At 73.1% G+C, this 11,901-nt stretch carries 12 protein-coding genes and 1 pseudogene; 6 read left to right on the top strand and 7 right to left on the bottom strand.

Translation table 11 applies throughout. The annotated features are described in order from the left end of the window. Both HDR73_RS13315 and HDR73_RS13310 read right to left on the bottom strand, forming a co-directional pair. Nucleotides 1-2,372: non-ribosomal peptide synthetase (locus HDR73_RS13315; RefSeq protein ID WP_434269327.1), on the bottom strand; the 2,372-nt coding region annotated here is incomplete at its 3' end. A gap of 104 nt (nucleotides 2,373-2,476) precedes the next feature. Beyond that, complete coding sequence (locus tag HDR73_RS13310) at nucleotides 2,477-2,845, bottom strand: GntR family transcriptional regulator (RefSeq protein WP_012297930.1); 369 nt, start codon at nucleotides 2,843-2,845, stop codon at nucleotides 2,477-2,479. Nucleotides 2,846-2,968: 123 nt separating this feature from the next. Between HDR73_RS13310 and HDR73_RS13305 the strand changes: the two genes are divergently transcribed. After that, a complete protein-coding gene (locus HDR73_RS13305; RefSeq protein ID WP_012297931.1) occupies nucleotides 2,969-3,340 on the top strand; it encodes a hypothetical protein in 372 nt (123 codons plus the stop codon). A gap of 10 nt (nucleotides 3,341-3,350) precedes the next feature. Here the strand turns inward: HDR73_RS13305 and HDR73_RS13300 are convergent, their stop codons facing one another. Both HDR73_RS13300 and HDR73_RS13295 read right to left on the bottom strand, forming a co-directional pair. Next, nucleotides 3,351-4,298 (bottom strand): hypothetical protein, encoded by a 948-nt coding sequence (locus tag HDR73_RS13300; protein WP_041464324.1) that lies wholly within the window; start codon nucleotides 4,296-4,298, stop codon nucleotides 3,351-3,353. A 214-nt stretch (nucleotides 4,299-4,512) separates the two neighbouring features. Further along, nucleotides 4,513-4,950 (bottom strand): Lrp/AsnC family transcriptional regulator, encoded by a 438-nt coding sequence (locus tag HDR73_RS13295; protein ID WP_011931848.1) that lies wholly within the window; start codon nucleotides 4,948-4,950, stop codon nucleotides 4,513-4,515. A gap of 183 nt (nucleotides 4,951-5,133) precedes the next feature. On the opposite strand from HDR73_RS13295, the gene ddaH reads away from it, so the two are divergent. From ddaH to HDR73_RS13275, 4 genes are all read left to right on the top strand, one after another. Then, complete coding sequence (ddaH, locus tag HDR73_RS13290; RefSeq protein ID WP_041464325.1) at nucleotides 5,134-5,976, top strand: dimethylargininase; 843 nt, start codon at nucleotides 5,134-5,136, stop codon at nucleotides 5,974-5,976. Nucleotides 5,977-6,017: 41 nt separating this feature from the next. Further along, nucleotides 6,018-7,262: an ornithine--oxo-acid transaminase gene (gene rocD / locus HDR73_RS13285; protein WP_041464825.1), complete on the top strand. Its 1,245-nt coding sequence runs from the start codon at nucleotides 6,018-6,020 to the stop codon at nucleotides 7,260-7,262. Nucleotides 7,263-8,044: 782 nt separating this feature from the next. Beyond that, entirely contained in the window at nucleotides 8,045-8,503 is a 459-nt protein-coding gene (locus tag HDR73_RS13280) for a hypothetical protein (protein ID WP_012297935.1), read from the top strand. A gap of 99 nt (nucleotides 8,504-8,602) precedes the next feature. Then, entirely contained in the window at nucleotides 8,603-9,013 is a 411-nt protein-coding gene (locus HDR73_RS13275) for a hypothetical protein (RefSeq protein WP_133064088.1), read from the top strand. A gap of 91 nt (nucleotides 9,014-9,104) precedes the next feature. Here the strand turns inward: HDR73_RS13275 and HDR73_RS13270 are convergent, their stop codons facing one another. The 3 genes from HDR73_RS13270 to HDR73_RS13260 are packed head-to-tail and all read right to left on the bottom strand — an operon-like array spanning nucleotide 9,105 to nucleotide 10,872. After that, a complete protein-coding gene (locus tag HDR73_RS13270; RefSeq protein ID WP_012297937.1) occupies nucleotides 9,105-9,989 on the bottom strand; it encodes an NAD-dependent epimerase/dehydratase family protein in 885 nt (294 codons plus the stop codon). Then, on the bottom strand, nucleotides 9,986-10,417 hold the full coding sequence (locus HDR73_RS13265) for a hypothetical protein (protein WP_012297938.1): 432 nt from the start codon (nucleotides 10,415-10,417) through the stop codon (nucleotides 9,986-9,988). Before HDR73_RS13265 ends, HDR73_RS13270 begins: the two co-directional genes overlap by 4 nt. Then, entirely contained in the window at nucleotides 10,414-10,872 is a 459-nt protein-coding gene (locus HDR73_RS13260) for a benzoate/H(+) symporter BenE family transporter (RefSeq protein WP_012297939.1), read from the bottom strand. Before HDR73_RS13260 ends, HDR73_RS13265 begins: the two co-directional genes overlap by 4 nt. Nucleotides 10,873-11,099: 227 nt before the next feature. On the opposite strand from HDR73_RS13260, the pseudogene HDR73_RS13255 reads away from it, so the two are divergent. Beyond that, nucleotides 11,100-11,901 (top strand): annotated as a pseudogene (locus tag HDR73_RS13255) (M23 family metallopeptidase); the annotation flags it as partial.

Raw genomic sequence — 11,901 nt, 5'->3', positions numbered from 1 at the left:
GTGGGACATCGAGGCCTCCTGGCGATGGTTGAACTGAACAGCTCCATCAAGCCAGGAGGCCTCTTCACACGCCCCGAAGTGTCACCAACGTCACGGCCGAGTACACCTAGCGCCCGCGCGTAGTACGTGATCCACGGCGCGCCCGCGAGCCCCACCGCGCCGATCTGCTGCGCGATCTGCTCGGCCAGCCAGATCCGCAGGTGCCAGCGGCCGCCGCGCGGGTGGTCGCCGGGCTCGAGGCCGCGGAGGAGCAGGCGCGCGGCGGCCGCGGAGATCGCCATGCGGCCGAACGGCGTCGCGAACAGGAGGAGACCGGGCACGAGCACCCACCACGAGACGTCGGGCAGCGCGTCGAAGCCGCCGAGCGGGCGCAGCAGCGCGCTCGCCGTGAGCAGGAGCGCGAGCCAGCGGAGGCTCTGCAGGGCGAGCAGGGGCGCGCCGAGCAGGGTCTGGATCCACTGCGTGCGCCGGGGCGTCGGCGTCACGTCCACGCGCGGGCCGCTGCGCTCCGCCCGCGGCGCGCGACCGGCGATGGCCGCGTGCATGGCGCCGAGCCGCGGGTGAGCGTAGACGTCGGCGACCGTGAACTCGGGGTCGATGGTGCGGATCCGGGCCACGAGCTGGGCCGCCGACAGGGATCCGCCGCCCAGGTCGAAGAAGTTGGCGTCGGCGCTCGCGATGGGCGTGCCGAGCGCGGCCGACCACATCTCGGCGAGGGGGCGCAGCTCGGCGTCGAGGTCGGCGCCGTCGTCGCCCGCGGCTCCCGGCAGCGGCCAGGGCAGCGCGGCGCGGTCGACCTTGCCGGAGGTCCGCGTGGGCAGGGAGTCGACCACGCCGATGAGCGGCACCAGCGCGGCGGGCAGCGCGACGCGGAGGCGCTGCACGGCGTCCTCGCGCGAGAAGGCGGCCGGATCCCGCGGCACGAGGTAGCCGACGAGGACCTGGTTGCCCGCGCCGGTGGTCTGCACCGCGACGGCCGCGCCCTGCACGTCGTCGAGGTCCTGCAGCGCCGCCTCGATCTCGCCCAGCTCGATGCGCCGGCCCCCCACCTTCACCTGGTCGTCGGCGCGGCCCTGGAAGACGAGGCCCGCCGCCTCGAAGCGCACGAGGTCGCCCGAGCGGTAGGCGCGATCCCAGCCGAGGGCGGGGAACGGGGCGTACTTCTCGGCGTCCTTGGCGGGATCCAGGTAGCGGGCCAGGCCGACGCCGCCGATGATCAGCTCGCCCACGCCGCCCTCGGGCACGCGCGCGCCCTCGGCGTCGACGACGGCGAGCGTCCAGCCGTCGAGCGGCAGGCCGATGCGCACGGGACCCGGGCCGCCGAGCGGCGCGGCGCACGCGACGACGGTCGCCTCGGTGGGGCCGTAGGTGTTCCAAACCTCGCGCCCGTCGGTCGCGAGCCGCTGGCCGAGCTCGGGCGGGCAGGCCTCGCCGCCGAAGATCAGCAGTCGGACGTTCTCGAGCGACTCCGCGGGCCAGAGCGCCGCGAGCGTCGGCACGGTCGAGACGATTGTCACGCCGTGCGTGGTGAGCCAGGGCCCGAGGTCCATGCCGCTGCGGACGAGGCTGCGCGGCGCCGGCACGAGGCACGCGCCGTGCCGCCAGGCGAGCCACATCTCCTCGCAGCTGGCGTCGAACGCGACCGAGAGGCCGGCGAGCACGCGGTCGCCCGGGCCGATCGGCTCCTCCGGGAGGAACAGGCGCGCTTCCGCGTCGACGAAGGCCGCGGCCGAGCGGTGCGAGACGGCGACGCCCTTGGGGGTGCCGGTGGATCCCGAGGTGAAGATGATCCACGCGTCGTCCTCGGGCGCGGGCGGTGCGACGAGCGGCAGCGCGGAGGTGGAGGCGTGCGCGGCGGCGGCGGGGAGGATGCGGAGCGCGGCGGTGGCTGCGTCCGTCGCGGCGTCCGCGGCGGTCTCGGCGGCATCCGCGGCCCGCGGCGTGTACTCGCCCGTCCCCGTCACGACGCCCGCGACCCGCGCCTCGCCGAACACGAGTCGCGCGCGCTCGTCGGGGTCGTCCGCGTCCACCGGCACGTACGCGGCACCCGCGGCGAGCACGCCGAGCACGGTGACGTAGAGGTCGCGGGATCCGGACGGCATGCGGATCCCCACCCGGTCGCCCTTCGCGACGCCGGCCTCCCGCAGCGACGCGGCCACCTGCACGACGCGCGCCATGAGCTCGCGGTAGCTGAGCGCGCCCTCGCCGTCCTCGATGGCGGACGCGTCGGGGTGCGCGGCGACCGTGGCCCGGAGCACGTCGACGAGCGTGCGCGGCGGCGTGACGGCGTCGGCCCGGTCGAGCACGTGCTGCATGCGGTCTGCCGCGGCGTCGTCGTGCGGCGTCGCCGCCTCCGGGGAGGACTCGGGCATGTGGTCTCCGTTCGGATCGTGCGGCGTGCGTACTGTCCGGCCTCCGGGTGAACGGGAGGTGGACTCGCGGCAACCCGGCGTCGCCGCCGTGCCCGGCGGATCCGTCATCCGGCCGCGAGCGCCTCGTCGACCAGGCGGCGCGCCTCGCCGTCGGCCACGCCGAGGCGCCCGGCGAGCTGCGCGTACGCGACGGCCGCCGCCCGCAGCGCCTGCGGCACGTCGTCCTGCGCGGCGACGTACGACCCGGCCCGCCCGCGCGTCTCGATCACGCCGTCGGCCTCGAGCTCCTTGTACGCCCGCGCCACCGTGTTGACGGCGACGCCCGCCTGCTCCGCGAGCGCGCGCACGGTCGGCAGCCGCGCGCCGACCGGAAGCTCGCCCTCGACCGCCCGGCGCGCGATCTCCGCGCGGAGCTGCTCGAAGGGCGGGGCCGCGGATCCCGGGTCGATGCGGTAGCCGGGCGCGGGATCCATGCGCCGAGGCTAGCGATGCCCGGGTGACCGACGGGCGCGACATGCAGGGGTCCGGTGCCCGCGGCCGCCGCCCGCGGGGGAGGATGGGGGAGCGGCACCCGGCCGCCGACAGGAGGTAGCCGCATGTCCGAGCTCGAGCTGATCACCATGTGGTCGCGCGCCCGCAAGCAGATGATCACGAGCCAGCTCGCCCCGGTCTTCCTGCTCACCTCGACGGTCGTGCTCCTGCGCACCGGCCTCGCCGACGCCGACCTCGGCACGCGCCTCGCCGCCGCGCTCATCCTCCTCGCGACGGGCGTCCTCGGCTCGGCCGTGCAGTTCTCCGTCAACTCGCAGGCCATCGCCATCGCGCGCGACCTCCGCGACCGCGGCGCGGAGTCCCACGCGGCCCGCACGGTCATCGCCGCCGAGGGCCTCACCAACCTGCTCCGCTACGCCATCCCGGCGCTCTTCGTCGTCATCTACGTCGTGATCCTGGTGGCGCTGTTCTCGTGAGGCTCCAACCTCACCTGGGTAGAACGATCGGCAACCACTGCTTTAAGGCGTATACGCCAGCAATGAAGCACGCGGTCCATGTGGGAGCCGCGAGTGCCATCAGAAGCGGTCTTCGCGTCAATCGTGATAGGAAAGCGGAAGAGTCGGCCGTGATGGTACGTCGAGATCTCTCCAGCAGCATCGCCGCGAATGCGATCGCCCCGACAGCTCCTCCGATCAGCGACGTGATGCTGAGGATCGTCTCGAGTTCCGCGACGCGTCGTGCGATCACCATCGTCACGACGAGGTTGAACGCCGCGCCGCGTCCGATGTAGTCAGCGCAGGTGGCACCCAGCCGTTGCCACCGGGCCCGATGCTCCCTCTCGGCCAGGGAGCTGACGCCGACACGCAGAAGGCCCCATCGCGCCGCCGCGAGTGTGCGTCGCACGTCGCCCAGGCTCTGAGCGCCGTTGATCTCCTGTCGAGCGCGCTCCTCGATCATGAGGAGTTGTGACCGTGAGCCCGATGTAGCAGCGGATATGCGCGCCGGGGATTCCCTGTCTGGGGAAGTGCGATCCGGGTGCGTGTCTCCGACAGCCTCACGACTGATGCCGACACCGACGGAGACGGATGTCAGCATCGCCTCCAGAGACACGATGTCCTCTACCGTCAGGGCTCCGCGCGCGTGCTTCTGGACGTCGCGGGCCCAGCTCGCGTCTGCGCGTCGCAAGCCAGCAAGAGGGCGGAAGAGCGTGGAGAAGCTGTGACGCACCTCGCTTACGGCGGATTGGGCGAAGGAGACGTCCCTCCCACCGTTGAGTGCGCTGATGCGTTCGGATGCGCATCGGTTGATGGCGTTCCTCGACGAGAAGGCACCTGTCCCGACCCACACGAGGAACCCTGCCCAGATGGCTCCTTCAAATACGGCTATCGCCAAGAAAGCGATGGTCGCCCTGTCGATGCTCTCCGAAAGATCCACGGCGCTCCGTCTCCTCGTCTCTCCCCCGTGACGCAGGCGCCGATGCCTCGACGGCGGCCGGGAGTGTCGTCGCCGTCGAGTGTCCAGCATCGAGGGGCATCAGCATCGAGGAAAGGGGACCTGTGGATGGTCCTCGTCGAGGAAGTCCTTCGACATCCGCCACCCGGAAACCGCCGAGTTCAGTAGCGCTCTCAGCGGTGAGGATCGCGTAGCCCTACTCCAGCGTCCGGTTCACCAGCCGCGACAGCACGATCGCGCTCCGCGTGTGGTCGACGTTCGGGGCGAGGCGCACCTTCTCCAGGGCGTCCTCGAGGCTCGGGATGTCGCGGGAGCGGATCCGCACGATGGCGTCCGCGTCGCCCGTGACGGTGCCCGCGTCGACGACCTCGGGCACGCCCTGCAGGATCCGGCGCAGCTCGTCGGGCGCGACCGTCCCGCGGCAGAACAGCTCCACGTAGGCCTCGGTGCTGAGCCCGTCGACGGCCGGGTCGACCTGGATCGTGAAGCCGCGGATCACGCCGTCGGCCACCAGCCGGTCGACCCGCCGCTTCACCGCGCTGGCCGAGAGGCCGACGGTCCCGCCGATGTCGCCGTAGCCGGCGCGGCCGTTCTGGCGGAGGAGGTCGATGATCCGGTGGTCGAGGTTGTCCATGTCCCGACCCTATGGCGGGATCGTGCGTGGGACCCGGCCCCCACGCGCGGAATCCGCGTGGCCACCGGGTGAACGAGCGTGATCCGCGTGCCAGGCTGTCGGGAAGGCGTCCCCTCGGGGCTCTGGGACATCGTCCGCCTCCACGACCGCGTCCTCGGGCGCGCCGCACGAAGCAGGAGCACCATGCCCTCCACCCTCTCCCAGCCCGCGGACACCGCAACCGGCCGCGCCGCCGTCGCGAAGCGCGTGCTCATGTGCCGGCCCGACCACTTCGACGTGGTCTACAAGATCAACCCGTGGATGGATCCCGCCGTCCCGACCGACACGTCGCTGGCCGTGCGCCAGTGGCAGACGCTCTACGACACCTACGTGGGCCTCGGCTTCCGGGTCGACCTCATCGACGGGATCGCCGGCCTGCCCGACATGGTCTACGCGGCCAACGGCGGCTTCACGCTCGACGGCATCGCGTACGGCGCGGCCTTCCAGCACCCCGAGCGCCAGCCCGAGGGCCCCGCGTACATGGACTGGTTCCGGGAGGCGGGCTTCGACGTGCGCGTGCCGGAGCAGGTCAACGAGGGCGAGGGCGACATCCTCCTCGTGGGCGACACGATCCTCGCGGGCACCGGCTTCCGCAGCGACAGCACGAGCCACGCCGAGGTGGCCCGGATCTTCGACCGCGAGGTCGTGACGCTCCGCCTCGTGAACCCGTCGTTCTACCACCTGGACACCGCGATCGCCGTGCTCGACGACACCAACATCGCCTACCTGCCGAGCGCGTTCGACGCCGACAGCCTCGACGAGATCGAACGCCGCTACCCGGACGCGGTCGAGGTGAGCGAGCAGGACGCGTCGATCCTCGGCCTCAACTCCTACAGCGACGGCCGCAACGTGGTCATCGCCGAGAAGGCCGTCGGGTTCGAGGCGTCGCTGCGCGAGCGCGGCTACACCCCCATCGGCGTCGACCTGTCCGAGCTGCTGCTCGGCGGCGGCGGCGTGAAGTGCTGCACGCTAGAGCTGCGGCAGTGACCGGCGAGACAGCGACCGACGAGACGACGGGAGACCACGCCATGACCGACACCATCGACCGCCCGGCCGCCTCCGAGGCCGGCGCCCGCGCGATCCGCGCGGAGGAGGAGCACGCCGCGCACAACTACCACCCGCTGCCCGTCGTCGTCGCGTCCGGCCAGGGCGCGTGGGTCACCGACCTCGACGGCCGGCGCCTCCTCGACTGCCTCGCCGCGTACTCGGCCGTGAACTTCGGCCACTCGCACCCGGAGCTCGTGCGGGTCGCGACCGAGCAGCTCGGGCGGATCACCCTCACGAGCCGCGCGTTCCACAACGACAAGCTGGGCCCGTTCGTCACGGCGCTCGCCGAACTCGCGGGCAAGGACATGGTCCTGCCGATGAACACGGGTGCGGAGGCCGTGGAGTCCGGCATCAAGGTCGCGCGCGCGTGGGGCTACCGCGTGAAGGGCGTGGCCGCGGGCCGGGCGAAGATCATCGTCATGGCCGGCAACTTCCACGGCCGCACCACCACCATCGTCAGCTTCAGCGACGACGAGGAGGCGCGCGCCGACTTCGGGCCGTTCACGCCCGGCTTCGTCACCGTCCCGTACGGCGACGCGGCGGCGCTCGAGGCGGCGATCGACGCGGACACGGTCGCCGTGCTCGTGGAGCCGATCCAGGGCGAGGCCGGCATCGTCGTGCCGCCCGCGGGCTACCTCGCCGACGTGCGGCGCATCTGCACGCGCGAGCGGGTGCTGATGATCGCGGACGAGATCCAGTCGGGCCTCGGCCGCACGGGCGCGACCTTCGAGTGCGACAACGCCGGCGTCGTGCCGGACCTGTACCTCCTCGGCAAGGCGCTCGGCGGCGGCATCGTGCCCGTCTCCGCGGTCGTCGGCGACGCGGACGTGCTGGGCGTCATCCAGCCGGGGCAGCACGGATCCACGTTCGGCGGCAACCCGCTGGCCGCGGCCGTGGGGCACGCGGTCGTCGACATGCTCGCGTCGGGCGAGCCGCAGGAGCGCGCGCGCCGCCTCGGCGCCGTGCTGCACGCGCGGCTCGCGGACCTCGTCGGCCACGGCGTGCTCGAGGTGCGCGGCCGGGGTCTCTGGGCGGGCATCGACATCGACCCGGCGCTCGCCACGGGCCGCGCGGTCTGCGAGCGGCTGGCCGAGCGCGGCGTGCTCGCGAAGGACACGCACGGCTCGACGATCCGCCTCGCCCCGCCCATCGTGGTGGAGGAGGAGGACCTCGTCTGGGCCGTCGGCCAGCTCGCCGAGGTGCTCGCGGAGCTCGGAGCGCGCTGACGGGCGCGCTTCCCGCCGTCCTTGCGCAGGGGTCGCTCCCGGGGAGCGGCCCCCGGACACGGGGCGCTGAGCCGGGCCCCGGGCACCGCGCCGGACGAGGAGGGAGCGTCCGGGAGGCGTCCGCCGCGGTGGGGACTCGACCGGATGCTGGCTCTCCAGCGGGCATCCTGTACACGCCCCGACCACACGGGCCGCCCGGGGGTGTCTCCTCGCCCTCCGTCCGCCTCCGCCGTCGATCGCACGTCCTGCTCCGAGGTCTCGTCGGCGTGGTCCTCCTCGGCGCGGTCGGTGCGGTCGACGTCCGGCTGGACCGGCCTCCGCGGCCGCCGTCACCGTCCGCGCTGGCCGGGCCGAGCGGCTCTCGCATGTCGGCACGTGCAAGGGGGACGAACTCCTCGTGGGCCGTGGCGACGTGCATGGTCTCCTGGTGCAGGCCGACCACGTCCAGGCCATGTGCATGGCCGTCGCGCCAGGGTGGATCGGGATCGACTCCCGATGACGCGCCATCCGGACGGCAGGTAGGGCGTCCTCGGCCGACCTGCGCACCGACGAGATGCCGGTGACGACGGATCTGCCGCGAGTCCGGCCAGGCGAGGACGGGCACCTCACGGCGACCAGGGTCCGGGGTCCGCCACGCCTGCCCCGCCTGCCCCGGATGATCCGTGGGGCACGGGTTCGTTCCCTGTGGGCCGATCGCGAGGCGATCAGCTTCCCGCTCCTAGCCTGCGAGGGTCTCGCGTCGCCTGGTCGGGTGCGCGCTCCCTCGAACGTCAGGATCCGTCATGAAAGCCACCGCTCCGCTCGCCACCGCTCCACTCGCCACTCGCGATCGACGCACGCGCGCGCTCGACGCCTGCCTCTGCATTGCGTCCTCCCTGCTCGTCGCGGTGGGGCTCCCGGCCGAACGCGCCTCCGCCGCGACCCCCACCCCGTACTCGGAACGAGCACCTCACACAGGCAGGTGGAACGGCATCGACATCTACGTGGGACGGAACGATGTACACGGTCTGATCCTGCAGTCCTATGGGGCGGGCACGGTCGACTGCGTCCGGATCATGCCCGGGTGGGTGGCCGTCCCCTTCCCCGCTGCGGAGAAAGTGCAGGATGGTGCCGACGCGACCGTCAGCGCTCTGGACACCTGCGAGCGAGGAAGCCAGCTTCCCGACACCACGCGGGACGTCTTCGCCGGTGAGCACTGGCATCTGGCGACGACGGAGTTTCGTCGGACGTATCGTCCCTGACCGGCAGCAGACCGTCCGTGCGGGAGCTGCCAGGACCGCGCGGCGGTCTCCCCGATGATCCTCGTCCCGTCGCCGACTATGTGAACCCGTGAGGTGCCCGTGCCCTGTCCTCGTCCGCTCTCCCCTGATCCGCGTCGTCATCGCGTCGTCGTCGTCGGCGGCGCCGCCCTCCTGACCGTCCTCTCCGCGGCCGTGTCGCAGCCCGCCCAGGCGCGCCCGGAGGCCGGCCCGCACGCGAAGCCGTGGGACGGCTTCGACCTCCGCGTGACCGACACCGTGACGGGCAAGCACGGCGTGATCGTCCAGACGTTCGCGCACAGCGACGAGTACTGCATCGAACTGTCGCACGGATGGAACGCCATCCCGTTGCAGCACCGGTCATACCGGGGCTCGGGAGCCAAGCTCATCCTCGTCAACCACTGCGGGAAGCGGGACCTGATCGGCTCGCGGGTGTGGTTCGCGTCTCCGAACGAGATCTGGACGCTCGACTCGGGGAGCGTGCACCGATAGGAGGGGGCGGTGGGTCACTCTGCCGGCTCGCCTCGTGGGCTGACGCCGCGCGCGCCGCGGGGGCAGGCAGAGCGACCAGCGGCCCGATCCGCTAGCGAGGCAGCGCGTTCCCGTCGGCGTCGAGGTGGTCGCGCCAGCTGCGCGTCGGCTCCCAGCCGAGGAGGCGGCGGGCCTTCGCGGTCGAGATGCCCGAGGAGTCGACCCGCTCGATCGCCCGCAGCTCGATGGCGTCGCCGTAGTGCCGCTTCAGCTCGGCGGCGAAGTCGTGCCCGCCCGCGTTGTCGGCGGCCGCGATGTAGAAGACCTCGTGGCTGGGCAGGTCAGAGGCGACCGAGAGCACGATGGCGTCGGCCAGGTCGTCCGCGTCGATGTAGCTCCAGAGGTTCGCCGTGAGCACGGACGCGTCGCGCACCTGCTTCCCGAGGTTCGACGTGTAGTTATCCTCGTTGTGCACGGTGCTCGGGCGGAGCGAGATCACGCGGATGTCGGAGCGGCGCACGGCTGCGTCCATCAGCTGCTCGCCGAAGGCCTTGGAGAGGGCGTACGGGTCCTGCGGGCGGAGCGGGTGCTCCTCGTCCACGGGCGCGTAGTCCGGCAGGAAGGGCCGCTCCGGGAAGAAGTTGCCGACGATGCTCTCGCTCGAGATGTTGACGAAGCGCGGCACGCCGAAGCGCACGGCGGCCTCGATCATGTTGAAGGTCGACATGAGGTTGGTCTGCAGCACGACGTGCGCGGGATTGCCGGTGGGCTGGGGGATCGCGGCGACGTGCACCACGGCGTCCATGCCGGCGACGAGCGCGAACGCGGATCCGGCGTCCGTGAGGTCGGCCATCACGTAGCGGCCGGGCACCACGACGCCGGCGTCGAAGACGGGACGCACCAGGTCGACGCCCGTCACGTCGTGGCCGGCGGCGACGAGCGCCTCGACGGCGGCGCGGCCGACCTTGCCGCGGGATCCGGTGACGAGGACCTTCACGACGCGGCCCCGTCCTGGGGAGCGTCGGCGGGGGCCTTCATCACGACGGGGACGAACGGGTCGTCCTCCAGCCGCTCGGCGAACCACGTCTCGTCGACGTAGCCCTCCGACCACAGCTTCAGCGGCGTCGCGACCGTGGGGGTGAACAGCTCCCACCGGGTCCAGAGGCGCGCCTCCTCGGTCATCATGCGGCCGACCTCGCGCGTCCAGCGGTTGACGACGTGGTCGGCGGGCAGCAGGCGCTCGAACGCGGCCTGCGCCTCGGCCAGGCGGGCGGATCTCGTGCCGTCGCCCGAGACCTGCTCAGCGCTGAGGGCGAGCACCAGCGTCCAGGTCGTGCTCTGCAGCTCGGGGTCGAGCGGGGCGGCGACGGCGGCGTCGGCGTCGGCTCCGGCTCCGGGTGATGCGGGGGTGGTGTCGTGGCTCATGCGGCGTCGCGCTCCTCGTGTCGATCGAGTCTGTCACGCGGGCTCGCGCGCGTCCGGAGCGCGAGGTGCGCGAGCACGCCGGCGACGAGCGCGCAGAACGCGGCGCCGAGGCCGCCGACCGTGATCCCGGAGGCCGCCACCACGCAGACGAGGAACGCCCCGACCGCCGCGGCCCAGCCGCCCTCGACCGCGCCGGACCCGATGAGCAGCGCCGCCCCGGGCGTCGACCAGGAGAGCGTGATCGGTCGGCGGAAGCGGTGCGCGAGGAGCACGGTGCCGAGCCCCTGCGTGACGCACAGCGCGAGCAGCCCGGACGCGGCCTGGGACGGCGACGCCCCCACCGCGGTGAGCCCGGTGAGCACGACCGCCGACGTGCCGGCGAACCCGACGACGGCGGTGACGATCCCGGCTCCGCGCGCCTGCGCCCGGCCGCCGGGCACCTCGATCACCGTCATGCGCGCTCCCGACCGGACGCCGGTCGTCCTGCGCCCCGAGCCTAGGGTCGAGCAGTATTTCCTCGGTACCGGAAACGAAAGTGGATGGTGTTGTCCGCGCGTATTTCGGTTACCGTCGGAAGATCCGCGCTCCACCGACCTCGACGAGGCCCGCCATCTCCCGCACCGCACGCACACCCCGCCCCGTCCCCGGACGCCAGCGGCACGCGACCGCGCCGCGCCTGCGCATGGCAGCGGTGCTCGCCGCATCCGGCCTCCTGCTCGGCCTCGGCGTGCCGTCCGCGCAGGCCGCGGAGGAGTACCCCACCTGGTCCGAGGTGCAGGCCGCGCGCTCGAGCGAGCAGGCGACCGCCGACCAGGTCGGGCGGATCACCTCCCTCATCTCCGGGCTCTCCGCCGAGGTCGAGGCCGCCACGGCCCTCGCGCTCCAGCGCGCCGACGAGCACGCCGCCGCCGTGGATGCGCTCGACCAGGCGACCGGCGAGCTCGAGGCCCTCGAGTCCAAGGCCGAGCGCGCGCAGGCCGACGCCGACGAGGCGAAGCGCCAGGTCGGCCAGCTCGTCGCCCGGCTCGCCCGCAGCGGCGGCAGCGACGACGTCTCCCTCCGCCTCTTCACGAGCGGGGGCGACGACGCCGACGCCCTCCTCTCCCGCATGGGCACGGCGACCAAGCTCGCCGACCGGCAGGACACCGCCTTCACCGCCGCCGTCACCTCGGCTCGCACGGCCGAGTCGCTCGGCAAGCAGGCGTCCGTGGCGAAGGAGGCGCTCGCCGCCCTCGCCGCCGACGCCGAGGCCAAGCTGCAGGAGGCCTCCGCGGCCCAGGCTCGCGCGGATCAGGCGCTCGCCGAGCAGGAGGCCCGCAGCTCCGAGCTGCAGGCGCAGCTGACCACGCTCCGCGACTCCCGCATCTCCGTCGAGGAGGGCTTCGCGATCGGCGAGCGGAAGCGCCAGGAGGAGGCGGCCGCCGAGGCCCGCCGCCAGGCCGAGGCCCGCGCGGCGGCCGCAGCCGCAGCCGCTGCGGCCGCCG

It is taken from the genome of Clavibacter sp. (assembly GCF_014802555.1).
GTDB lineage: Bacteria > Actinomycetota > Actinomycetes > Actinomycetales > Microbacteriaceae > Clavibacter > Clavibacter sepedonicus.
The sequence above is the reverse complement of the archived record's forward strand: the minus strand, read 5'-3'. Positions and strand labels throughout refer to the sequence as shown.